The organism is Pseudomonas sp. GW821-FHT02A08, assembly GCF_059422045.1.
In genome coordinates, this window is sequence record NZ_JBWKWD010000009.1 from 19,655 (window position 1) to 43,737 (window position 24,083).

Consider the following 24,083-nt stretch of genomic DNA (forward strand, 5'->3'; position numbering starts at 1 on the left):
TGATGACCTGAAAATCAGCGCCCGGGTGAGACCTCTTTTAAAAGCAGCCTAATCGGTTGCTTTTTTATGCCCACAAAAAAGCCCCGAACCAGTCGGGGCTTTTTCTTTCTCAGCCTCTGATCAGGCCTCGAAACCACACCCCATCATCAGAAAATATTGATCGGGTAATCCACAAACACACGCACTTCGTTGCCGCTGACGTTGTACTCACTCGACTTCTGCGACACCCGCAGCACCGAGCTGCGCAGTTTCACGCTGAGGTCTTTGGCCGGGCCGCTTTGCACGACGTATTTGATCTGGTTGAAGATCTCGCGCTCGGTGCCGCCTTCGCTGGTGGACGTGGTGATGTTGTCGCCACGCACGTAGGCGAAGTTGTAGCTCAGGCCCGGTACACCGAAGGTGCTGAAATCCAGGCCGTAGCCCAGTTGCCAGCTGCGTTCGTCTTCGGCGTTGAAGTCAGACCAGTAGGAGTTCGCCAGGTAGATGGTGTTGCCACCGTCGCCGACGCGGCCCTGGTCTTTCTGGTAGCCGCCGTAGGCGTAGCCCAGGTTGCTGTCGCCGGTGCTGCGCTGGTGCGCGAGGGTGAACGAGTGCGGGCCGGTGATGAAGGTGGCCGCCAGGCTCCAGATTTTGTTGTCGTCGCCGGTGATAGCGTTTTCGCGGACGTAGGAATCTTCCAGCTTGGTGCGGTAGCCGTTGAAGTCCAGGGTCAGGGACTGATCCTTGTCGATCGGGAACACGTAGTTGGCGTTCACGTATTGTTTTTTCAGCACGTCTTCGACGTCGGAAGCGTACAGCGCGGCCTTGAATTGCTCGGTGAACTGGTAGCTACCGCCCAATACGTTGATCGACTTCAAGCCACCGCTGTCACGGCCTTCGGCACTTTTACGCGATTCGGCGGTGAAACGACCGGCGTCCAGTTGCAGGCCTTTGATCTCCTTGGAAGTGATCAAGGTGCCGGTGTAGCTTTCCGGCAGCAGGCGCGAGTTGTCGTAGTTCAGCACCGGCAGGGCCGGCATCTGGTCGCCGTAGGTCAGGGTGGTGCTGGACAGGCGGAACTTGATCGCCGCGCCGCCCTTGGACAGGTCGTCCGCCGGCTGGCCGCTGTCGCCCTTCTTGAAGAAATCGATGCCTTGCGCGCCGCTACGATCTTCGCTGCGCTCCAGGTTCAGTGCGTACAGCCCGAAAGCATCCACACCCACGCCCACGGTACCTTGGGTGAAGCCGGACGAGAACGTACCGATGGCCGCCTGGCCCCACTCGGATTTATCCGGGTTGCCGTCTTTGAAGTCACGGTTGATGTAGGCGTTGCGCAGCAGCACTTTGAGGCTGCTGTCTTCAACAAAACCCTTGGATTCGGCCTGGTCGTTCGCCATGGCCTGTGTCGCACTCAACATCCCCAGAGCGATCAGGCTGATTCGCTTGTTCAACATTTTGTTCTTTTCCTTATTTCCGGTTGATACGCGCTGTGTCGAACGGCCGAAACGGCGCTATCGCGCTCTTATTTCAATGCGAAAACAAAAAGGCCCGCCCACGATTTCTCGCGGCGGGCCTTTTTATAATTTTTGATCGTGGCGGTCGGCCACAGGCGTTTTGGCCGAATCGTAGCTGCGCCCTCAACGGTGTGTCAATTTCATGAACCTTCTAAAAACAGGCGAAAATCGTCTAAGAAATTGCTTTACGCGGCAGGAATATTCAATCAACGCAACCATCGAGACTACAGGCTGCTCCGGAATCGGATGAGCCCTGCTCCGGCAGTGACTGACCCAGCCACTGCGCAAATGCCTGGGGTTTGCCCAGCCATGGCCCGATATCGATCAGGGTGAACTGGTCATTGTGCTCAAGCGCCAGGGTCGGAAAGCCCTGCCCACCGACCTTGGCCAAAAGAGCCCGACTGTTCCTGATATGGCCTTCGGTATCGGCCGCCCTGAAGGCTCTTTCGAAGGTTTCGCGTGCCAGTCCCATGCCCTGAGCAAGTTCAAACAGTACCGATTCGTCGGCAATGCGACGCCCCTCCACGTAGTGAGCACTTTGCAAACGCCCCAGCAACTCCAGTCCGCGACCGGTCATTTGCTCGGCAGCCAGCACTGCAGCGATGGGTGGAGCCGAGTCGAACACGGCGCTGTGATCACGCAGCAAACCTTCGAAATAGGCTTCGCCGAACGGCTGCCCGCTGTATTCGGCAATGCGCCGATCATGGGGCATGACGTAACTGCGCAGTTGTGGCGAAACCTTTTGCCGATTGGCCCCCGTCATCATGCCGCCGCCGTGGGCAATCACGGGCAGCACAGCTTGGGCGGCCTGCACCAGCGGTTTGGCGCCGTAGCACCAACCGCACAAGGGGTCGTAGACGTAATGCAGGATCATGGGAAAGCTCCGACAGAAATTCAGGAAAATTCGATGTCGGCAGGTTAGTGCTGCGGCGGCTCCGGAAAAACGCCGGATTGGCTTTCAGTCTGTTGCTTGAATCGGTCGAATGGTTGCCAGTGGGAATCAGCCTGTTCGCGATAGCGGAGGATCAGTCGACATTTACATTGACTGGCACGACGCCTTCGCGAGCAAGCCCGCTCCCACAGTCGTTCTCCCGTGTTTGGGAGATTTGTATCAGGCAAAAAAAAGCGCTGCCATCCCGGCAGCGCTTTTTCTTGCTCAATCCGTTGTTTTTCTTCTTATCCTTCCATTACATCCCACAACGCATCCAGTTCCGCCTCGCTGAATAAACCAGCAGGGTAACGCTCGATCATCGTCCGGCGCGGATCAGTTTCACTGATCTGACGCATTCCATTGGACTTGAACCAGTGCGCCAGGATCTGGAGCGATTCGCTGTTTACTGCCAGGGGATGCAACGCCTTTTCGCCCACAACATTCACTTCGGCGTTCATTTCAGCGCTCTCTCCCGGTTTGTGAGCGGCTAACTTATCCAAGGTTTATGACAGAACATCGAAGTCCTCCCCTCCCCAAGTTACGAAAACAGAGATACAAGAGCTGTGCCAAGGTGTCTGAAGTGTGGCCCGGCGGATACAAAAAAGCCCGCAGGCCTGTAGGGCCGCGGGCTCCGTGCAATCCGGGAGGCTGATCGACAACCTGAGGGATTTCGCAATCAACTCAAGCTGTTACGACCTCACTCACTCCTTGTGTGGCGCGGGTTGTTGCTGGGTAAGGCAGTGAATATTGCCGCCCCCCAGTAACAGTTCGCGACCAGGCACCATCACCACTTCGTGCTGTGGGAACAGGTTCTGCAAGATTTCCTTTGCAGGGCCATCCTGCGGGTCGTCGAAGCTCGGCGCGATGATGCCGCCGTTGACGATCAGGAAGTTCACGTAGGAACCGGCCAGACGAACAGTCGGATTACGTTCCTGCGTACCATCGACCGGATCGACACCGGCGCATTCTTCCTCGGTCGCAAACAGCGGACCCGGGATCGGCATCTTGTGCACCGTGAATGGGCGGCCCTTGGCGTCGGTGCTGCTTTGCAGCACTTTCATCGCCGCCTGGCAGCGCGGGTAGTTCGGGTCCTGTGGATCATCGGTCCAGGCCAGCAGCACTTCGCCCGGGCGCACGTAGCAACAGAAGTTATCCACATGGCCGTCGGTTTCATCGTTGAACAAGCCATCCGGCAGCCAGATGATTTTATCCACAGCCAGGTTCGCACTCAGGACCGCTTCGATTTCTGCGCGGTTCATGTGCGGGTTTCGATTGCGATTGAGCAGGCACTCTTCGGTGGTGATCAGGGTGCCTTCGCCGTCGACGTGAATCGAACCGCCTTCCAGCACGAAGCCTTCGGTGCGGTAGCGCGGGCTGCGCTCGATCTCGAGGATCTTGCCGCCAACCTGCGAGTCACGGTTCCATGGCGAATACAGGCCGCCGTCAAAACCGCCCCAGGCGTTGAAGTCCCAGTTCACGCCACGGACTTCGCCACCGTTGTTGATGACGAAGGTCGGACCGGAGTCGCGGACCCAGGCGTCGTCGCTGGACATTTCAACCACACGAATATTCGGCACGTCCAGACGGGCACGGGCGTTTTCGTATTGGCCAGCGGAAACCGCCACGGTCACCGGTTCGAAACGAGCGATCGCCTTGGCCACTGCCACGTGGGCGGCTTGTGCCGGTTTGCCCCCCAGGCGCCAGTTGTCGGGACGCTCGGGCCAGATCATCCAGGTCTGGGTTTGGGGTGCCCATTCGGCTGGCATGTAGAAGCCGTCGGCGCGAGGGGTGCTGTTCAACGTGGTCATGGCTCAGGACTCCGGAGTGACATTGATACCTGACAGAAATGGAAGCGCATTGGTACACGCCGTGGACTGGCCACTTTATATCCGATAAATATCGGCATTTAAAGCACCTTACATCCAGAGTTACAAAAATAATCGACAATATGCCGATATCAATCGAACTAGAACCACCATTCATGTGGGAGCGGGCTTGCTCGCGAAGAGGCCGGTACATCCGACACAAATATTGAGCCTGGAATGCCGCTTTCGCGAGCAAGCCCGCTCCCACATTGGCCCGCATTTACAGGGGGATGTGTCTACAACCCTTCCGCCAGCACCTTCGACAGCATGTCCACGAAGAAGTCCACGCTCTGGCGCGAAGTGACCATCGGCGGCTTGATCTTGAGGATGTTCAGGTAATCGCCAGTCGGCTGCATGAAAATCCCCAACTCGCGCAAGCGGTCGCACAGTGCGGTGGTTTCTTCAGTGGCCGGCTCCAGGGTTTCGCGGTTGCGGATCAGTTCGACGCCCAGGTAGAAACCGGAACCGTGCACCGCCCCCACTAACGGATGAATATCGATCAACGCTTCGAGACGCTGCTTGAAGTGCCCGCCCACGACCTGGGCGTTCTCCCAGAGTTTTTCCTCTTGCATCACATCCAGCACGGCCATGCCGACCTGGCAACTGACCGGGCTGCCGCCGGCAGACGAGAAGAAGTAACCCTCGGCCTCCAGCGCCTCGGCGATTTCCCGGCGGGTGATGACCGCGCCCAGTGGCTGACCGTTGCCCATCCCCTTGGCCATGGTGATGATGTCGGGCACCACACCCTGCTCTTCAAAGCCCCAGAAGAAATTGCCCATGCGCCCGTAGCCCACCTGCACTTCGTCGGCGATGCACACGCCGCCCCGAGCCCGGACCATCGCATAGACTTGTTTCAAATAGCCTGGCGGCAGCGAGATACCGCCAGCATTGCCGTACACCGGTTCACAGATGAAACCGGCCAGTTGGCGTTTTTGCTCGGCGATTTTCGCCAGGTTGTGTTCGACGCTGCGCACATAATCCGGCGCACTGTCTGGGCCACGGAATTCACCGCGATAGGTGTTTGGCGCGGTCACCGGGTGCACCCAGTCCGGGCGGCTGCTCAAGGCCTTGGGATTGTCGGCGATCGAGGTCGACACCGAATCCGCGCCCACCGTCCAGCCGTGATAGGCCTCCAGCACGCTGAGCATGTCGCGACCGCCGCTGTAGGCCCACGCCAGACGAATCGCCAGATCGTTGGCCTCGCTGCCGCTGTTGACCAGGAACACCCGGTCCATGCCATCCGGAGACAGCTTCAGCAAACGTTCGGAGAACTCGGCCACGGCTGCGTAGTTGAAACGCGAGTTGGTGTTGAGCAACGACCACTGGCGGCTGGCGACGGCGGCCATGCGTGGATGACCGTGACCCAATACCGCAACGTTGTTGAGCATGTCGAGGTAGGAGCGACCCTGCATGTCGATCAGATGGTTGCGCCAGCCACGCTCGATGCGCGGCGGATCAACGTAATAGTGCTTTTGCGTACGGGCAAAGCTGGCATCGCGCCGGGCCAGCAAGGTCGGTCCGTCGAGCTCGGCTTCGGCATCACAGGCCAGCCCCAGCAATGTTGCCGGTGATGGGCACAACGCTTGCCAGGCCGCCGCGCGCGAAGGAGTACAGAACAACGGCGCATTGATCGACACGCCACGGCACAACTGCACGATCAAAGGCCCGCTTACCGAGCCCAGTACCTGGCCTTTGACCAGGGCCGCGCCGCTGTGTAGCGACGGAGTGACGCCCCAAAGCCGCACACTCAATTGCGGGCCGTCCAGTTGCAGCACGCCCGCCGATGGGTGATGCACCACCCCGGCAAACGGTGCTTCGACTGCCGTGCCCTGAGGCACACGCAACTCGACGTGCAACGGGCAAGTGTCCGGTTCAGTGGCGCTGTCCGGGCGGGTGTGGGACAGGCGGTATTGTCCGTAACGACTGGCCGCCAGGCCATGTGCCGCGGCCGCTTCATCCAGCAGGCGCTGATCGACACCCTCCTGCTCCCAGTTCCCGGCCTCGAAATGCGGACTGAGCACCCCCAGGTCGATCAATGCGAACTCACGCCCCACCAGGCTCGGCAACAGCGGCGCGAAACCTTCGCTGCCGATGATTGGAAGGTTCTGGCCGACGGCGGTGAGGATCGCCGCTTCCATCAACGCCAACGGCACCGACGTGGCCACACGGAAGATTTCCCATTCATGGACCAGGTTATCGCGGCTGTAGGCATTGCCCGGATCGATACTGACCTGCTGTTCGCCGCTGAGCACCAGCACCGCCGCGCGGGCGACGATCAGCGGCCACAGCGCCAGCAGTTCTTCGTATTGCAACGGATTGACCGCGTGATACGCCTGGATGGCCGGCAAAATGCAGAACGGATCGCCCTCGCCATGATGCAGCAGCGCAGCGCAGGTGACCGAGAGATCGGTGATGCGCCAGGTGCGCACCAGGTCGCCGAAATCGATCACGCCTTGCAACTGCCAATGGCGCTGCGCGTCGCGCTGCCACACCACGTTGTCATCGGTGATGTCCATGTGAATGGCCTGCACCGGCAGCTTGGCTTCCAGCGGCTGCAAATGCCGTTCGGCTTGTGCGGACGCGTCGACGATCAGTTTGCGCCGGGCTTCATCCTTGATCACCGGCAGCAAGTGCGCGATCAGGGCGTGAGCGTGGCGGGCGTCCCATTGCAGGGTTCGCACCAGGCCCGGATGGTCGAAATCCGCCAGGGCCAGGTCCATTTCACCGCACAGGCGACCGAAGCCGGACACCACTGTCGGGTTGAAACGACCGAGGCTCGTCAGCGGCTGGCCTTCGATGTAGTCGAGCAGGCGAACGTGCACCGCCTGGCCACCGACGTCCAGAGACAGCAGCTCTGCACCGTTTGTCGCAGCAATAACACGCGGCACATGAACATCGGGGTGCTCGCCCAGATGCTTGAGCCCGGCATGTTGCGCCTGAAGCTCCAGTACCGAGTAGTCGCCACGGCAGATTTTCAGGACGAAACGTCCGCGCTCGCTGTCGACGCGGTAGTTCAGGTCTTGCTGGCTGCCGAGGGCCTGCAGTCTGCCGCTGAACCCGTAATGTTCTTCCAGCAGCTCTAGCGCTTGCTCCGCAGACACCTGCGGGCTGGGCAAACTGGCGCGATGAATCAACGTAGCGAGCGGCATACAACGACCCCTGAAATTTTATTAGGCACCTATATCGCCACTGCTTCGGGCGATACGCAACCCCCCGCAAGCCGGTACGAGGGCATTTGTGGGAGCGGGCTTGCTCGCGAAGAGGGCGTGTCAGTCACATTCAGGTTGCCTGTCACTCCGCCTTCGCGAGCAAGCCCGCTCCCACAGGTTTTTGTTCTGGCACTCGCCTCGAATGGCACTTTGCGCAAGAATGGCGGCCCTAAATGCATGCATCTGGAGAGCCACCATGAATGTAGTGACCACCGACCTGCCCGGTGTTCTGATCCTCGAACCCAAGGTCTTTGGCGACGAACGTGGTTTCTTCTATGAGAGCTTCAACGCCAGGGCTTTCGCAGAAGCCACCGGTCTGGACACTCAGTTCGTTCAGGACAACCATTCCCGCTCGCAAAAAGGCGTGTTGCGTGGTTTGCATTACCAACTGACGAACACACAAGGCAAACTGGTTCGCGTCACGGCCGGTGAAGTACTCGACGTTGCCGTGGACATCCGCCGCAGTTCGCCTCATTTCGGCAAATCGGTTGCGGTGGTCCTGTCCGCCGATAACCATCGCCAGATCTGGATTCCGGAAGGCTTTGCCCACGGTTTCGTGGTGCTGAGCGATTTCGCCGAGTTCCTCTACAAAACCACCGATTACTACACCCCGTCCGCCGAGCGCAGCATTCGCTGGGACGACCCGGACCTGGCTATCGATTGGCAACTGGAAGGCACGCCGCAGCTGTCGGCAAAGGACCAGGCCGCTGCATTCCTCAAGGACGCCGAAGTCTTCGCCTGATAACCCGGCGCAAGCTTCAGCGCAAAAACGCGCCTGACCCACAGCGCGCAGACTGCGCCCGCAAGCCTAGGCATAATGCGCCTGTACCCACAGGCGCATGCTGCTCATGAAACCGACTCTTCCTCCCAGACCCCGTTGGCGCAGCCTGGCCCTGCTGGCACTGTGCCTGGCGCCGTTGCTGTGGCCACTGGAGCATCTCGCCGAGCGTTACTACCGCAGCGAACTGGCCAGTCAGAATCGTCAGACCCTCGACCTCTACGTCGCCAACCTGCTGGGCACCCTGCACCGCTATGAAGTGTTGCCGCAGATCCTCGGCGACCTGCCGGCCCTGCGCGCTGTTGTCGGTGCACCGGACGATGGAGTCACCCAAGGCAACGCCAACCGCCTGCTGAAAAACATCGCCACCCAGACCGGTGCCGAAGTCATGTACCTGATGGACACCACCGGCAAGACCCTGGCGGCCTCCAACTGGGACAAGCACGACAGTTTCGTCGGGCGCAATTTTTCCTTCCGACCGTATTTCAGCGAAGCCATGGCCGGGCGGCTCGGGCGTTTTTTCGGCCTGGGCACGACCTCCGCCAAGCGCGGATACTTCTTCGCCGCCGGCGTGCGTGACGGCGAAAAAATCGTAGGCGTGCTGGTGGTCAAAGTCGACCTCGACCACACCGAAAGCCTCTGGGGCAAAACCCCGGAACAACTGCTGCTGACCGACCACAACGGCGTCGTCATTCTCACCTCGCGACCGGAGTGGCGATTCCGCTCGACCCGTCCGTTGAGCGAGGAGGAAAGCAAGGCCATTACGGCGATCCAGCCCTATCCAACCCGCGAGCCCAAACCGCTGGAGCTCAACCCCAATGCCTGGCTGACCCAGACCCAACAGATCGCCGAAACCGGCTGGAATGTCAGCATCCTCGCCCCGCGCACCTTGATCGACCGCCCGGTGCGCACGGTGGTGGCCATCGGCGGTGCAACGCTGCTGGTGTTGATGCTGTTGCTTGGCCTGATGATGCAGCGCCGCCGCCATTACCTCGAACGCATTGCTTTCGAAGCCAAGGCCCGCCGCGAGCTGGAGGGCCGGGTCGCCGAGCGCACCAGCGATCTCGAGGGCCTGAACCGGCGTCTGAAACAGGAAGTGCTGGAACGCGAACAGGCTCAGCAGGAGCTGGTACGCGCCCAGGATGATCTGGTGCAGGCCGGCAAACTGTCGGCACTGGGCACCATGTCGGCGAGCATCAGCCATGAACTCAATCAGCCGCTGGCAGCGATTCGCAGCTACGCGGAAAACGCCGAAGTGTTGCTCGATCACCAGCGCACCGACGATGCCCGCGGCAACCTCAAGCTGATCAGCGAATTGACCGGGCGCATGGCCTCGATCATCGCCCACCTGCGCGCCTTTGCCCGTCGCGACCGACATGCCCCGGAAAGCGTCGCCCTGCAACCGGCGCTGGACGATGCCCTGGCCTTGCTGGCCAAGCGTCGACGCAGCATGGAAGTCGAGCTGATCCGCGACTTGCCCGCCGCCACCCTGTGGGTCGAGGCCGGGGAAACCCGCCTGCGCCAGGTACTCGGCAATCTGCTGGCCAACGCCCTGGATGCCCTGACGGAAAAAGGCCCGCCTCGTAAACTCTGGTTGAGTGCCCAATCCACGGCCGAGGGCGTCAACCTGTACATTCGCGACAACGGCCCCGGCTTTTGCATGGAAGCCCTTGGGCGCGCCAGCGAGCCGTTCTACACCACCAAGACCCGCACCCAGGGCCTCGGTCTGGGGCTGGCGATTTGCGAAACCCTGATGCGCGCCTTCGGCGGTGAACTGTCGTTCGCCAACCACAAGGAGGGCGGCGCCCTGATTACCCTGAAGCTGCGCGCAGGCGCACCGGGCGTGAGCCTGCAACCGTCCGAGGACCGAAGTGCATGACCATCGACAACCGCATTCAGGTCGTGTTGATCGACGACGATCCCCACTTGCGCCAGGCCTTGAGCCAGACGCTGGATCTGGCGGGCCTGAAAATCCTGCCGCTGGCTGAAGCCAAAGGCCTGGCCGCGCAACTTGAACGCGACTGGCCAGGGGTGGTGGTCAGCGACATCCGCATGCCCGGCATGGACGGTCTCGAATTGTTGACCGAACTGCATGCCCAGGACCCTGAGCTACCCGTGCTGCTGATCACCGGCCACGGCGATGTGCCGCTGGCGGTGCAGGCCATGCGCGCCGGAGCCTATGACTTTCTGGAAAAGCCCTTCGCCAGCGACGCCCTGCTCGACAGCGTGCGCCGCGCATTGGCCCTGCGCCGGCTGGTACTGGACAACCGCAGCCTGCGGCTGGCCTTGAGCGACCGCAACGAGCTGAGCACGCGGCTGGTTGGCCACTCACCTTCGATGCTGCGCCTGCGCGAGCAGATCGGTGCACTGGCCGCGACCAGGGCCGACGTGCTGATCCTCGGCGAAACCGGCGCCGGCAAAGAAGTCGTGGCCCGGGCGCTGCACGATTTATCGAGTCGCCGTAACGGACCGTTCGTAGCCATCAACGCCGGTGCCCTGGCCGAATCAGTGGTTGAAAGCGAGCTGTTCGGTCACGAGCCCGGCGCCTTCACCGGCGCGCAGAAACGCCGCATCGGCAAGTTCGAATTCGCCAATGGCGGCACGCTGTTCCTCGATGAAATCGAAAGCATGAGCCTGGATGTGCAGGTCAAGTTGCTGCGCTTGCTGCAAGAGCGGGTGGTCGAACGCCTGGGCGGCAATCAACTGATCCCGCTGGACATCCGCATCATCGCCGCGACCAAGGAAGACCTGCGCCAAGCGGCGGATCAAGGGCGTTTCCGTGCCGACCTGTATTATCGCCTGAACGTCGCGCCGCTACGGATTCCACCGCTGCGCGAACGGGGCGAAGATGCGCTGATGCTGTTCCAGCATTTTGCCGATGAAGCCAGTGCCCGCCACGGTTTGCCGCCCCATGAACTGCAACCGGGGCAACGTGCCTTGCTGCTGCGCCACACCTGGCCCGGCAACGTGCGCGAGCTGCAAAATGCCGCCGAGCGTTTCGCCCTCGGTCTGGAACTGGCCCTCGACAACAGCACGCCGCAAGGCGGCGCTGGCAACAGGCTCGACGTCGTCAGCGGCGGTTTGAGCGAGCAGGTGGAGAACTTCGAAAAAACCCTCATCGCCGCCGAACTGGCACGCTCCCACAGCTCGGTGCGCAGCGTCGCCGAAGCCCTCGGGATTCCGCGCAAGACCCTGCACGACAAACTGCGCAAGCACGGTCTGAGTTTCGCCGACAGTGGTGCCTCGGCCCACCCTGACGATCTCGACTGAGTTACCGTCCAATCATCCACTTCAAGCAAGAGGCCCCTGAATGAGCCGCGACAGTCGACAACTGGAATCCGTTCTCCATCACGACATTCCCCTCACCCGGGACATGGGCCTCAAAGTGCTCGACTGGCATGACCAGCAACTGCGCCTGCACTTGCCGCTGGAAGCCAACGTCAACCACAAGAGCACCATGTTCGGCGGCAGCCTGTATTGCGGCGCGGTCCTGGCCGGTTGGGGCTGGCTGCATCTGCGCCTCAAGGAAGAAGGCATTACCGACGGGCACATCGTGATTCAGGAAGGGCAGATCAGCTATCCGCTGCCGGTGACGGGGGATGCCAACGCCATTTGCCAGGCGCCGGACCCGGTGATCTGGAAGAAATTCCTGACCACCTTCCAGCGATACAGCCGAGCGCGGTTGACGCTGCATACACGGGTCGTCAATGAAGGCCGTGATGAGGATGCGGTGAGGTTTGTCGGGCAGTACGTGTTGCACCGGTAAACCAGGACGACCGCAAAACCTGTGGGAGCGAGCTCGCTCCCACAAGGATTTGCATCCGCGCGTGGGAACGATCTTATGCGCGTGCCAATTCCAGCAGCTTCTCCCGCCAGGCCGCCTTCGCCGGCAACGCCAGGAAGAACGTATTCAACAATGACTCCCGCGCCGGATAGCTGAACGGCTCACCGCTCAACTCCAGCACCTCACCTCCCGCGCCTTCCAGCACGCCTTGCGCTGCCGCCGTGTCCCATTGGGAAGTCAGTGCCAGGCGCGGATAGCAATCCGCCGCCCCTTCGGCCACCAGGCAAAACTTCAACGAACTGCCGATACTGGTCAGTTGCAGCTCGCCAAGGCTGGCGCTCAACCCGGCCAGCAGACGCTCTTGCTCCGGGCTCGAATGGCGACGGCTGGCCACCACGGTGAACGACTCGCCGGGCGCTAATGCATCACGCACCTTGATCGCCACGGGCGTGCCACCTTTATCGCCGCGCCAGGCGCCGAGTCCCGCTCCGCCGACGTAAAAACGCCCGTTGGTCGGCATCGACACCACACCGAACACCACCCGACCGTTTTCGATCAAGGCGATGTTGACGGTGAACTCTTCGCTGCCGCTGATGAATTCCTTGGTGCCATCCAGTGGATCGACCAGCCACCAGCGCTGCCATCCGGCACGCACGTCCTGGGGAATGTTGGCGTCTTCCTCGGAGAGCACCGGGATGCTCGGGTCGAGCGCCGTCAGCCCGGCCAGAATCACGTGGTGAGCGGCCATGTCGGCAGCGGTCACCGGCGAATCATCAGCCTTTGCCGTGACGGCGGTGCCCGTGCGCCAGAACGGCAGGATCGCATCACCGGCCCGCAAGGCCAGTTCAATCACCGATGCCATCATCGGATGTGGGAAATTCATTGCTGGAACACTCCGCGCTGAGTCAAAAGGTCTCGGGCCAGGTACAGCGCCGCCAAGGCACGGCCTTCGGTAAATTGTGGGTTTTGTGCAAGCGCCGAGAGCTCACGCAGATTGACCTTGTCCACCCGCATCGGCTCTGGCTCGTCGCCTTCCAGACGCTCTTCGTAGAGGTCGGTAGCCAGCACTACTTGAATCTTCTGGCTCATGTAGCCAGGGGACAGCGACAACTCGGTCAGGTGCTCCAGTTGCCGCGCGCCAAAACCGGCCTCTTCCTTGAGCTCGCGCTCGGCCGCCGCCAGCACGTCTTCGCCCGGCTCGATCAAACCCTTGGGCAACGACATTTCATATGCATCCGTGCCGCCGCAATACTCCTCGACCAGCACCGCGTGCTCGGCATCGAGCATCGCCACGATCATCACCGCGCCGTACCCGGCACCCTTGCCGACCAGGCGTTCATACGTGCGCTCCACGCCGTTGGAAAAGCGCAGCTTCATCTCCTCCACGCAGAACAATCGACTGGTGGCGACAATTTCGCGGGCGAGTATGGTGGGTTTCTGGCGCATGCAAAGCTCCTTGGCGTGAACGCGCTACTATAACGCGGCTTTCCCGATTGTTTACGCCAGAAATCTTTCTACTGCCCGAGACGTTGCCATGCCTTCATTACCCTGGTCCGACATCGATACCGTTCTGCTGGACATGGACGGCACGCTGCTGGACCTGCATTTCGACAACCACTTCTGGATGGAACACCTGCCCCAGCGTTACGCCGAACTGCACGGGGTCAGCCGGGCCATGGCCGAAATGGAGCTGCAGCCTTTGTTCGAACGCAATGCCGGCCAGTTGCAGTGGTACTGCCTGGATTTCTGGAGCGCCGAACTGAAACTGTCGGTGCGCGACCTGAAACTGGAAACCGCGCACCTGATCGCCCTGCGCCCGGATGCCGACACCTTTCTGGCGGCGATCAAACGGGCCGGCAAGCGCGTGGTGCTGATCACCAATGCCCATCGGGATGCGCTGTCGTTGAAGCTGGAAAAAATCGAACTGGCGCCCTACTTCGAACGCCTGATCAGTTCCCATGACTACGGCTTCCCCAAGGAAAACCCGCAATTTTGGGATGCGCTGCAAGCCGATATCGATTTCGATCCTGCGCGAAGCCTTTTCATCGACGACACCTTGCCGATCCTGCGCAGTGCACGGGACTTTGGCGTGGCGCATTTGCTGGCCGTGCGCGAGCCGGACAGCCGCAAGGGGCCGAAGGACACGGCGGAGTTTGCGGCGGTCGGGGATTATCGGGATTTGATTGCGGGGTTGTAGACCGAGTTGCCTGCTTCGCGAGCAAGCCCGCTCCCACATTTGATCTTCATCGCACACAATTTTCGTGTTCACTGGAGATCCAGTGTGGGAGCGGGCTTGCTCGCGAAAGCCATCACACGGTTTCACAGGTTACTCAGGAATCCGCAACGACTGCCCCGGATAGATCTTGTTCACATCTTTGAGCATCGGCTTGTTGGCCTCAAAGATCTTGTTGTACAGGTTGGCATTGCCATATACGGCCAAGGATATCGCGCTGAGGGTGTCGCCCTTTTTCACGACCACGAAACGTGCGGCAGCAACGACAGGCCCGGTCACGGTAATCTGATCATCCACACTGCCAACCCCGGCGATGTTGCCCACCGCCAGCAGGATCTTTTCCTTCTCTTCCTGGCTCGCCACTTCACCGGTCACCGTGACCTTGTCGCCATCGACCGTCGCCTGCACATTCGGGTTGCCCAGGCCGACCTTGCTGATGTGCGCCTTCAACTGCTCACTGGCATTGGCGTTGCCTGGCGTCAGCAAATCCAGCAGTTTTTCGCCTGCTTCCTTCACAAAGCTCAAAAGACTCATGGTGCACTCTCCTTGGGTTTCGGGTTCCAGACGTCAAAGCCTAGACCACGGCCGTCACCTGCGAATCCAACCCGACCAATGACCCCGCTTGCGATAGAATCCGCACCTTCCCAACCCCAGGAGCGCAGATGGACATCAAGCAGCTGAAATTCCTCATCGCGCTCGACGAAACCCGCCATTTCGGCCAGGCCGCCGCCCGCTGCCACATCACCCAGCCGACCCTGTCCATGCGCCTGCGCAGCCTCGAAGAAGAACTCGACCTGCCGCTGGTCAATCGCGGCCAGCGCTTCGAAGGCTTCACCGCGCCGGGCGAGCGGGTGCTGGCCTGGGCGCGCACGGTGTTGGCGGCCTACGACGGCTTGTACGCCGAGGCGGCCGCCTGTCGCGGCAATCTGGTCGGCACCTTGCGCCTGGGTGTAGTGCCGTTGTCGAGCTTCGATCCGCTGCCACTGCTGCAACGCTTGCACGCCGAACACCCGAACCTGCGCTTCGAACTCTCGGCACTGAGTTCGGAGCAAATCCTCGAGCAACTGGCGAACAATCGCCTGGATCTCGGCGTGTCATACCTGGAACGCCTCGACACCGAACATTTCGACTCCCTGGCTTTCAGCGAAACCCGCATGGGTCTGCTCTACGATCAACGCTTCTTCACCTTTGGCGAGACGCCGCTGAGTTGGGAATCCTTGATCGAACTGCCGTTGGGCATGCTCACCAGCGGCATGCACTTTCGCCAGTCCATCGACCACAACTTCCACAGCCGTGGCCTGACCCCGCAGCCGTTGCTGCAGACCGATGCCGTGCATCAACTGTTACAAGCGGTGCACGGCGGCTTGTGTTGCGCCGTGATGCCATTGGAAGGTGGCCTCGAAGGCCTGACCGAGCATTTGCGCCTGCAACCGATCGAAAACGCCCAGACCCTTGGCCGCCTGGGGCTGATCATGCGTCGCAGCGCGCCACGCTCGGCGCTGGCAGAAGCCTGTTTTGCCCTCTATCAACAATCGCTGATCGGTGCTTGATCGACCGCGTCTATCGGCAGATCAGTATTAGCGATTAGACGCGACAAGTTGTCACGCCTAGTCTTAAGGCTGATCAATCCGTCGGTGATGCCATGAACACCAAGCGCCCAGCCTGCGCGGCGCCTGCCCTCGAAACGCCCGCCCCCGCCGCCAGCCAGACCTACAGCTACTGCAACCTGCGCCGTACCGAAACCGATAGCGCCGAATCGGCCAGCACCGCGCTGGCCGAGGAAGTCGCGCTGGCGATTGCCTTCAACGGCATCAGTCAGGCGGTCATGCTGGTGACGCCCACGGATCTGGAGGACTTCATTGTCGGCTTCAGCCTGGGCAGCGGCATCATCCAGGACGCCACGGACATCTACGACCTGCAGCTCAGCGGCTCGGGTTCGGCGCAATACGCGCAAGTGACCATCGCCAACCGCGCATTCTGGAACCTCAAGCAGCAGCGTCGGCAACTGGCCGGCACCAGCGGTTGCGGGCTCTGTGGCGTGGAAGCGGTCGAGCAGGCGTTGCCAGACCTTCAGGTATTGCCCGGTGCCCCGTTGCCGCCGGTCGAATGGCTTGATGGCCTGCGCGAGCGCATCGGCGCCTTCCAGCCCTTGGGCCAACATTGTGGCGCCGTACATGCGGCGGTGTTCATGAACGACAAAGGCGAGTTGCTGCTCGGTCGCGAAGACATTGGCCGACACAACGCCCTCGACAAGCTGATCGGCGGATTGATCCGGCAAAAAATCCCGACCGCTGGCGGCCTGGCGATTGTCACCAGCCGCTGCAGCCTCGAATTGATCCAGAAAGTCTTGCGCGCCGGCATCCAGACCCTGGTCAGCCTGTCGTCGCCCACGGGCCTGGCCGTGCAATGGGCCCGTCGCCACAACCTCAATCTCATCCATCTGCCACAGAAGAATGCACCGCGGGTCTACAGCCCAACGTTGGAGAATCAAGCGTGAGTCAACACCGTCAAGCCGACCAGAAACCCGTCCCTCGCTTCAAGCCCTACAAAGGCCCGGCCGGTGGCTGGGGGGCACTGATCAGCGTGGCCCAGGCCTGGTTGACCAGCGACAACGCGCTGAAGAACCTGCGCATCATGCTCAAGACCAACCAGAACGGTGGCTTCGACTGCCCAGGCTGCGCCTGGGGCGATTCTCCGGAAAAGGGCATGGTGATGTTCTGCGAGAACGGCGCCAAAGCGGTGAACTGGGAAGCGACCAAACGCCGTGTCGATGCCGGATTCTTCGCCAAACACAGCGTCACGTCCTTGCTGGAGCAAAGCGACTATTGGCTCGAATACCAGGGCCGCCTGACCGAGCCGATGAGCTACGACGCCGAGACCGATCGCTACCAGCCGATCAGTTGGGACGACGCGTTCGCGCTGATCGCCAAACACCTGAACGGCCTGTCGAGCCCCGATCAGGCCGAGTTCTACACCTCGGGCCGGGCGAGCAACGAAGCGGCGTACCTCTATCAGCTGTTCGTACGCGCTTATGGCACCAACAATTTCCCTGACTGCTCGAACATGTGCCACGAGGCCAGCGGTGTCGCGTTGTCGCAAAGCGTCGGGGTCGGCAAAGGCACCGTGACCTTCGACGACTTCGAACACGCCGATGCGATTTTCGTCTGGGGCCAGAACCCTGGCACTAACCACCCACGGATGCTCGAGCCGCTGCGCGAAGCGGTGAAGCGAGGCGCGCAAGTGGTGTGCATCAACCCGCTGAAAGAACGGGGCCTGGAGCGTTTCCAGCACCCGCAGCACGCGCTCGAAATGCTCACCAACGGCGACAAGCCGACCAACACCGCGTTCTTTCGCCCGGCTCTGGGTGGCGACATGGCGATCATGCGCGGCATGGCGAAATTCCTCCTGCTGTGGGAGCGCGACGCGCAGAAAACCGGTGCCCCGGCGGTGTTCGACCACGATTTCCTCAACGAACACAGCGTCAACGTGCTGGATTACCTGGCCGTCATCGACGACACCCCGTGGGAGCAGATCGTCGAGCAGTCCGGCCTGAGCCTGGTGGAAATCGAGCAAGCGGCACGCATGTACGTCAAGGGCAAGAACGTCATCATGTGTTGGGCCATGGGCATCACCCAGCACCGCCACTCGGTGGCGACCATCCAGGAAATCGCCAACCTGATGCTGCTGCGCGGCAACATCGGCCGGCCGGGTGCCGGCCTGTGCCCTGTGCGTGGCCACAGTAACGTGCAGGGCGACCGGACCATGGGCATCAACGAACGCCCTCCTGCCGCGTTCCTCGATGCCCTGGAGCGTCGCTTCCAGTTCAAGGTGCCACGCGGCAACGGCCACAACGTGGTCGAGGCAATTCACGCCATGGCTGAAGGACGGGCAAAAGTCTTCATCGGTCTGGGCGGCAACTTCGCCCAAGCCACGCCGGACAGCCCGCGCACGTTCCAGGCCCTGCGAAACTGCGACCTGACCGTGCAGATCAGCACCAAGCTCAACCGCAGCCATTTGACCCACGGCAAGGACGCGCTGATCCTGCCGTGCCTGGGCCGCACCGACATCGATATCCAGACCGAAGGCCCGCAAGCAATCACCGTCGAAGACTCGTTCAGCATGGTCCACGCCTCCAATGGCCAGCTACAGCCGCTGTCGGACCGGATGCGCTCGGAACCGGCGATCCTGGCTGGCATCGCTGCCGCGACCCTGGGCAGCCACCCGGTGGACTGGAACTGGCTGGTGGCCGACTACAGCCGCATCCGCGACCTCATCGCCGAGACCATTCCCGGCTTCAAGGACTTCAACGAGAAGGTCAAGAACCCTGGCGGCTTCTACCTGGGCAACAGTGCCGGCACACGCAAGTGGAGCACCGCCTCGGGCCGGGCCAATTTCCGCTCGAACGCGCTGCCCAAAGACCTGGTGCACGAACGCACCCGGGCCACCGGTGTGCTGCCGGACCTGATCATGCAGTCGATGCGTTCCCACGATCAGTACAACACCACCATCTATGGCCTCAACGACCGTTATCGCGGCGTTAAGGGACAGCGGGACGTGTTGTTCGTCAACGAAGCCGACATCATTCGCCTGGGCTTCAAGCCGGGGCAAAAGGCCGACATCGTTTCGCTCTGGGACGATGGTGTTGAACGTCGGGTGAAAGGCTTCACGCTGTTGGCGTTTGATATCCCGGCCGGGCAAGCGGCGGCCTACTATCCGGAAGTGAACCCCTTGGTGCCGCTGGAAAGCACCGGCGATGGCAGCCATACACCGACATCGAAGTTCGTGGCGATCCGGTTGGAAGCGGCGAGTGAGACCGGCCTGATCATGGCCAGGTCTGCGTAACGCTTCGCCTGAGCCGGCCTCTTCGTCGGAACGCCGCCCGGAGCAAGCCCGCTCCCACATTGAATCCCTGCCGTGCACAAAGTTTGTGCTCACTGAAGATCCAATGTGGGAGCGGGCTTGCTCGCGAAGGGGCCAGACCAATCACCAAAAACTCCGGACCCTGCACTTTCCTTCCGCCCACAAAAAAGGCCGTTCTCTCATGAAAACGGCCTTTGCGAAGTAGTAAAAGACCTGCAAAAAAACGTTAAGTTCCGCCCAAAAAACAGTAACTTGCAATATTGTATACAGGTCGTGTTATTCGTCGGATTTCGATTGTCACGCCCATTCCAGAGCCTCAGGATCGCGCCGTCATCCCCTTGAGGTTCCTCCATGAAGTTCTCCTCGATTCTCTTGTTGTCCCTTGGCCTGGTCAGCGGTATCGCGTCTGCTGGCGGCACCACCGAAGCCGGTGTAGGCGGCGCATTGGGCGGGGTTCTAGGCTCGGTCGTCGGTCAGTCGTTAGGCGGCAGTACAGGTTCCACCATCGGCGCGGCCCTGGGTGGCGCGGGTGGTAGTGCCGTCGGCGCAAACAAACACAGCCGTGGCGAAGCAGCCATTGGCGGTGCGTTGGGTGCAGCGGGCGGTAACGTGGTCGGCCGCAGCGTGGGCGGCACCACCGGCAGCCTGATCGGCGCCGCAGCAGGCGGCGGCGCCGGTGGCGCGCTGGGTAACTACATGGGCAAAGAGTACGATAATGATGACGGCGATCGTCGTTACTATCGCGACCATGACCGTCGTCGCTACTACCGCGACGGCCACCGTCACCGCGGTCATGCCTATGGCCACCGCAAGCATCGCTGGCACGACGACGACTAAGGCATCCATCGCCTCGCTATAACTGGCACATCAAAAATCGCAGCCCAAGGGCTGCGATTTTTTTGTCTTACTGAACCACCAGACGCTCCAGCGCCCCGCGCAACCCGGCAGGAATCGCCACGGGTTGATTCGACGCACGATCGACAAACACATGCACAAAGCGCCCCGCCGCGCAGGCCTCTTCTTCCCCTTGCTTGAACACGGCCAGTTCGTATTGCACCGAGCTTTTGCCCAACTTGCCCACCCGCAGACCGATCTCGATACGGTCCGGGAAGGCAATGGAAGCAAAGTAATCACAGGAAGAACTCACCACGAACCCCACCACCTCACCGTCATGGATATTCAGGCCGCCGACTTCGATCAGGTAAGTGTTCACCGCCGTATCGAAGAAGCTGTAGTAGGTCACGTTGTTGACGTGACCGTAGGCGTCGTTGTCGTGCCAACGGGTGGTGATGGGCTGGAAGTGGGGGTAGTCGGTGCGTTGGGGCATCAGCGTTGCATCCTGGAATGGGTTCGCCAAGTCTAAGGCGAAAACCGCGTTATCGTTCTTCGCGAGCAAGCCCGCTCCCACATTGGATATCGGTCGTACACACAATCTGTGCTCGCTGAAGATCAAATGTGGGAGCGGGCTTGCTCGCGAAGGCGCCCTGACGGGCGCCACATCAATCACTTGTCAGCAAACCCCTTACCAGCCGCCGCCAACTCTCCAATCAACCGCGCCGGGTTCCAGTGATCGCCCTGACGCGTCTCAAGGTCCATCAAGCGCCGGTGAATGTCCGCCAACCCTTGTTGATCCGCCCAGGCCATCGGCCCGCCCTTGTCCGCCGGGAAACCGTAACCGTTGAGGTAGACCAGATCGATATCATGAGCCGACCCGGCAATGCCTTCCTGCAGGATCTTCGCGCCTTCGTTGACCAGTGCCAGCAAGCAGCGCTCGAGAATCTCCTCCGGGCCGATCTCACGGCGCTGGAACCCCAGTTCCTCACTGACTTGAAGCACCAGTGCATCGACCTGCGGATCGTGTTCGGCCTGACGACTGCCCGGTTCATAGTGGTAAAAGCCGTTGCCACTTTTCTGGCCGAAACGTCCCTGCTCACACAAACGGTTATCCACCTGGACCTCCGGCGCATCCTGCCCGATGCCGGATAGCTGGCGCGAGCGCCATTGCAGGTCGACGCCCACCACGTCGAACATGCGGAACGGCCCCATGGCGAAACCGAAGCCTTGCAGCGCTGCGTCCACCTGATACGGATAAGCGCCTTCCAGCAGCATTTTTCGCGCTTCGAGCACATAGGTGTTGAGCATGCGATTTCCGATGAAACCGTCGCAATTGCCCGACGCCACACTGACCTTGCCCATGCGCTGGCCGAGCGCCAGTGCCGCATCGAGGACTGCCGGTGCCGTCTGCGCGCCACGGACGATTTCCAGCAGCTTCATGATGTGCGCCGGGCTGAAGAAGTGCAGGCCCAGGACCTGCTGCGGGCGCCCCGTAACCGCAGCAATGGCGTCGATGTCCAGCGCCGAGGTATTGCTGGCCAGAATGGCTTCGGGCTTGAGCAGACCGTCCAGTTCGCGGAAAATTTTCTGCTTGAGCTCAAGGTTTTCGTACACCGCTTCGATGACCAGGTCGACATCGCGGATGGCCACATAACCTTCTGCAGCCGTTACGCGCGCGACACGGGCATCCGCTTCGCCCTGATCAATCCGGCCCTGACGCACGTTGTGGGCGTAGGTGTCCGCCACGGCGGCCAGCGCTTGCTCCAGCATTTGCGGATTGTTGTCGACCCACTGCACGGCCACTCCGGCGTTGGCCAGGCACATGACAATGCCACGGCCCATGGTGCCCGCGCCGATGACGGCGGCGCGCTGAATATTCGACGGTGTCTGGCTCATGTTTTGTTCTCTTGTTGGCGATCCGAAGACAGCCACCACCATAGTCAGCCACCGGTTTTTTTTGAAATTTATTCCTGTGATGAGCAACATTCAGCGGATGGATGTAGCACTGCCAGCCTCTGAGATCCCTGTGGGAGCGGGCTTGCTCGCGAAAGCGGTGGGTCAGTCACCATCACTGCCAATTGATGGATCGCCTTCGAGCAAGCCCGCTCCCACAGGGGATACGGTTCAGCCTGCCAGATGTTGCTCGGCCCACCCCCGCACCCCGGCATACGGATAATCCTCCAGCGCTGCAAAACCGGGAATCGACCGCGCCTTGAGCTTGGTAAACAACGGCACGCTGATCCCGCACAGAAACCGTGTCACCCGTTCAGCCGAGGGCAGGTTGCCCGTGTGCTGCTCGTGCCTGTGGATAAAACCGCCACACAGCGCCTCGAAATTTTTATCCACAAGGGCCGGAAGCTCCGGTGGTGCCGGTAGCCGCGCCACTTGCCCATGACACACCGAACAATGACCACATCGCTGCGGGGCATCGTGGTCACCGAAATACTCGGCCAGGCGATAACCCAGGCAACGGTCGGTGGCGAACAGGTCCAGCATCGCGTGAATCCGCGCGACCTCGGTGCGCTCATGCCGAGTGAAACAGCCGTGCAGTTCCTCGCTTAACGCGACGTTGTCGAACCCGTTTTGCAGCACGCTGTAGACCTCGGTCATCTGCTTGCTTTCCAGCTCCACCCAGCCCTTCTCCTGGAAATAATCCAGCGCCTTGACCACTCGACTGCGCTCGGCCCGGTGCTGCTCGTACAACGCCTCGAAATTCACCGTGGCCCAGGTCCGGGCGCGGCTGGAGGTCTGGATGATCGCAGCGACAAAATCCCTGCGCTCGCCTTCAAAATGCGCCAATAGCACCTCGGGCTCTTGCACATACTTGAAACGGTACTCGGCGTAGTACGCGTAGCGCGGGGCGATCAGCCCGCGCAATTCGAGTTGCACCAGCAAGGTCTTGAGCGGCAATTGGCGAATGTTGCTCTGATCGGCCAACGGCCCCAGCAGAAACTCCCACTGCCCTTCGGGTGCTGCGGCAAGCATCTCGTCCAGCACGCAACGGATGCCATCGAGCTCGGGGGTGTCGCCGTAGACGAAGTTCTCCAGCACGTTAAGGCTGTCGCGATTGGCCAACACCAGACAGTCCGACGGCTGCCCGTCACGCCCGGCGCGGCCGATTTCCTGGCTGTAGTTTTCGATGGATTTTGGCAGGTCGAAATGCACCACGTTGCGGATGTCGCTCTTGTCGATGCCCATGCCGAAAGCGATGGTGGCGACGATGCAATTGGACTGTCCGCCCATGAATCGACGCTGGATCGCTTCCCGTTGCTCATGGGGCAACCCGGCGTGATAAGCCTCGGCCTGAATGCCGTTGCGGTTCAGGTGTTCGGCGATGTGCTCGGCAGTTTTTTGCAAGGTCACATAGACGATGCTCGGCTGGTCCGGACGCTGGCTCATCCACTCGACCAGACGCCTGCGCTTGTCCGCTCCGCGAACCGGCTCCACCAGTAAATTGAGGTTCGGGCGATAGAAACCGGTGGTCACCACATCGGCGGCGGCGATGGCGAATTTCGCCTGCATGTCGGCGATGACCTTGGGCGTCGCCGTTGCGGTCAACAGCAATACCTGCGGAATGTTGAACTGGCGTTGATAGTCGGGAAGCTTGAGGTAGTCCGGGCGAAAGTTATGCCCCCATTCGGAAATGCAGTGCGCCTCGTCCACCACCAGCAGCGAGATCGGTACTTGCTGCAAAAAATGCCGGAAGCGCTCGTTCTTCAGGCGCTCCACGGAGATCATCAGAATCTTCAACTCGCCGGATTTTGCCCGGGCCATGACGTCGCTGGCGTCATCGCGGCTCTGGGCCGAATCGATACTGCCCGCCGAGATGCCATGGCGTTGCAGAAACGCCAGTTGATCCTGCATCAACGCCAGCAAGGGAGAGACCACCAGCGTCAGGTGCGGCAGCAACAGCGCCGGCAATTGGTAGCAAAGGGACTTGCCGGAACCGGTGGGGAAAATCGCCGCCGCCGAGCGCCCCGCCAGCACGGCACTGACGGCCGCCTCCTGACCGGGTCGAAACTGTGGATAACCGAAAACCTGTTCCAGGGTGTTGTGCATAAGCTGTCACTCCGTTGACTGCTGCGGAGTCAAAAGC

Annotated in this window: 20 protein-coding genes; 9 read left to right on the forward strand and 11 right to left on the reverse strand. The window is 61.1% G+C overall.

The genetic code is table 11. The features are described 5' to 3' along the window. Positions 1-146 precede the first annotated feature (146 nt). The 5 genes from AC07W4_RS08950 to AC07W4_RS08970 form a co-directional block, all read right to left on the reverse strand. Positions 147-1,433, reverse strand: a complete 1,287-nt coding sequence (locus AC07W4_RS08950) for an OprD family porin (RefSeq protein WP_495032188.1) — start codon at positions 1,431-1,433, stop codon at positions 147-149. Between the two features lie 262 nt (positions 1,434-1,695). Next, a complete protein-coding gene (locus AC07W4_RS08955; protein ID WP_495032189.1) occupies positions 1,696-2,367 on the reverse strand; it encodes a DsbA family protein in 672 nt (223 codons plus the stop codon). Between the two features lie 302 nt (positions 2,368-2,669). Further along, on the reverse strand, positions 2,670-2,882 hold the full coding sequence (locus tag AC07W4_RS08960; RefSeq protein ID WP_008003171.1) for a hypothetical protein: 213 nt from the start codon (positions 2,880-2,882) through the stop codon (positions 2,670-2,672). Between the two features lie 243 nt (positions 2,883-3,125). Continuing rightward, positions 3,126-4,232, reverse strand: a complete 1,107-nt coding sequence (gene aguA, locus AC07W4_RS08965) for an agmatine deiminase (protein WP_495032190.1) — start codon at positions 4,230-4,232, stop codon at positions 3,126-3,128. Positions 4,233-4,525: 293 nt separating this feature from the next. Further along, the gene (locus AC07W4_RS08970) at positions 4,526-7,438 is read right to left on the reverse strand and encodes an aminotransferase (RefSeq protein WP_495032191.1); all 2,913 of its coding nucleotides are present in this window, start codon (positions 7,436-7,438) and stop codon (positions 4,526-4,528) included. Between the two features lie 256 nt (positions 7,439-7,694). Between AC07W4_RS08970 and rfbC the strand changes: the two genes are divergently transcribed. From rfbC to AC07W4_RS08990, 4 genes are all read left to right on the forward strand, one after another. Then, complete coding sequence (gene rfbC / locus AC07W4_RS08975) at positions 7,695-8,240, forward strand: dTDP-4-dehydrorhamnose 3,5-epimerase (RefSeq protein ID WP_495032192.1); 546 nt, start codon at positions 7,695-7,697, stop codon at positions 8,238-8,240. Positions 8,241-8,346: 106 nt separating this feature from the next. Continuing rightward, positions 8,347-10,155, forward strand: coding sequence for a sensor histidine kinase (locus AC07W4_RS08980; RefSeq protein ID WP_495032193.1), 1,809 nt, complete (start codon positions 8,347-8,349; stop codon positions 10,153-10,155). Next, positions 10,152-11,546, forward strand: coding sequence for a sigma-54-dependent transcriptional regulator (locus tag AC07W4_RS08985; protein WP_008046582.1), 1,395 nt, complete (start codon positions 10,152-10,154; stop codon positions 11,544-11,546). Before AC07W4_RS08980 ends, AC07W4_RS08985 begins: the two co-directional genes overlap by 4 nt. Positions 11,547-11,586: 40 nt before the next feature. After that, positions 11,587-12,042, forward strand: a complete 456-nt coding sequence (locus tag AC07W4_RS08990; protein WP_008003181.1) for a YiiD C-terminal domain-containing protein — start codon at positions 11,587-11,589, stop codon at positions 12,040-12,042. A 73-nt stretch (positions 12,043-12,115) separates the two neighbouring features. On the opposite strand, the gene cysQ is transcribed toward AC07W4_RS08990, so the two are convergent. Both cysQ and nudE read right to left on the reverse strand, forming a co-directional pair. Further along, complete coding sequence (cysQ, locus tag AC07W4_RS08995; protein WP_495032194.1) at positions 12,116-12,943, reverse strand: 3'(2'),5'-bisphosphate nucleotidase CysQ; 828 nt, start codon at positions 12,941-12,943, stop codon at positions 12,116-12,118. Further along, positions 12,940-13,506 (reverse strand): ADP compounds hydrolase NudE, encoded by a 567-nt coding sequence (gene nudE, locus AC07W4_RS09000; RefSeq protein ID WP_495032195.1) that lies wholly within the window; start codon positions 13,504-13,506, stop codon positions 12,940-12,942. The genes cysQ and nudE overlap by 4 nt, the downstream gene beginning before the upstream one ends. Positions 13,507-13,594: 88 nt before the next feature. Between nudE and yrfG the strand changes: the two genes are divergently transcribed. Then, positions 13,595-14,257, forward strand: a complete 663-nt coding sequence (gene yrfG, locus AC07W4_RS09005) for a GMP/IMP nucleotidase (protein ID WP_150755608.1) — start codon at positions 13,595-13,597, stop codon at positions 14,255-14,257. 129 nt (positions 14,258-14,386) lie between these two features. Here the strand turns inward: yrfG and lysM are convergent, their stop codons facing one another. Continuing rightward, positions 14,387-14,827, reverse strand: coding sequence for a peptidoglycan-binding protein LysM (gene lysM, locus AC07W4_RS09010; protein WP_495032196.1), 441 nt, complete (start codon positions 14,825-14,827; stop codon positions 14,387-14,389). Positions 14,828-14,955: 128 nt separating this feature from the next. On the opposite strand from lysM, the gene AC07W4_RS09015 reads away from it, so the two are divergent. The 4 genes from AC07W4_RS09015 (at position 14,956) to AC07W4_RS09030 (ending at position 19,990) form a co-directional block, all read left to right on the forward strand. After that, the gene (locus AC07W4_RS09015) at positions 14,956-15,843 is read left to right on the forward strand and encodes a LysR family transcriptional regulator (RefSeq protein ID WP_495032197.1); all 888 of its coding nucleotides are present in this window, start codon (positions 14,956-14,958) and stop codon (positions 15,841-15,843) included. A gap of 92 nt (positions 15,844-15,935) precedes the next feature. Beyond that, on the forward strand, positions 15,936-16,790 hold the full coding sequence (fdhD, locus tag AC07W4_RS09020; RefSeq protein WP_008046613.1) for a formate dehydrogenase accessory sulfurtransferase FdhD: 855 nt from the start codon (positions 15,936-15,938) through the stop codon (positions 16,788-16,790). Continuing rightward, positions 16,787-19,135: an FdhF/YdeP family oxidoreductase gene (locus tag AC07W4_RS09025; protein WP_495032198.1), complete on the forward strand. Its 2,349-nt coding sequence runs from the start codon at positions 16,787-16,789 to the stop codon at positions 19,133-19,135. The genes fdhD and AC07W4_RS09025 overlap by 4 nt, the downstream gene beginning before the upstream one ends. A 369-nt stretch (positions 19,136-19,504) precedes the next feature. Next, entirely contained in the window at positions 19,505-19,990 is a 486-nt protein-coding gene (locus AC07W4_RS09030; protein ID WP_495032199.1) for a glycine zipper domain-containing protein, read from the forward strand. A gap of 67 nt (positions 19,991-20,057) precedes the next feature. On the opposite strand, the gene AC07W4_RS09035 is transcribed toward AC07W4_RS09030, so the two are convergent. The 3 genes from AC07W4_RS09035 to AC07W4_RS09045 form a co-directional block, all read right to left on the reverse strand. Continuing rightward, positions 20,058-20,480, reverse strand: a complete 423-nt coding sequence (locus tag AC07W4_RS09035) for an acyl-CoA thioesterase (protein ID WP_495032200.1) — start codon at positions 20,478-20,480, stop codon at positions 20,058-20,060. A 176-nt stretch (positions 20,481-20,656) separates the two neighbouring features. Then, complete coding sequence (locus AC07W4_RS09040) at positions 20,657-21,883, reverse strand: 3-hydroxyacyl-CoA dehydrogenase (RefSeq protein ID WP_495032201.1); 1,227 nt, start codon at positions 21,881-21,883, stop codon at positions 20,657-20,659. A 228-nt stretch (positions 21,884-22,111) separates the two neighbouring features. Continuing rightward, a complete protein-coding gene (locus AC07W4_RS09045; protein WP_495032202.1) occupies positions 22,112-24,046 on the reverse strand; it encodes a RecQ family ATP-dependent DNA helicase in 1,935 nt (644 codons plus the stop codon). Positions 24,047-24,083: the final 37 nt, after the last annotated feature.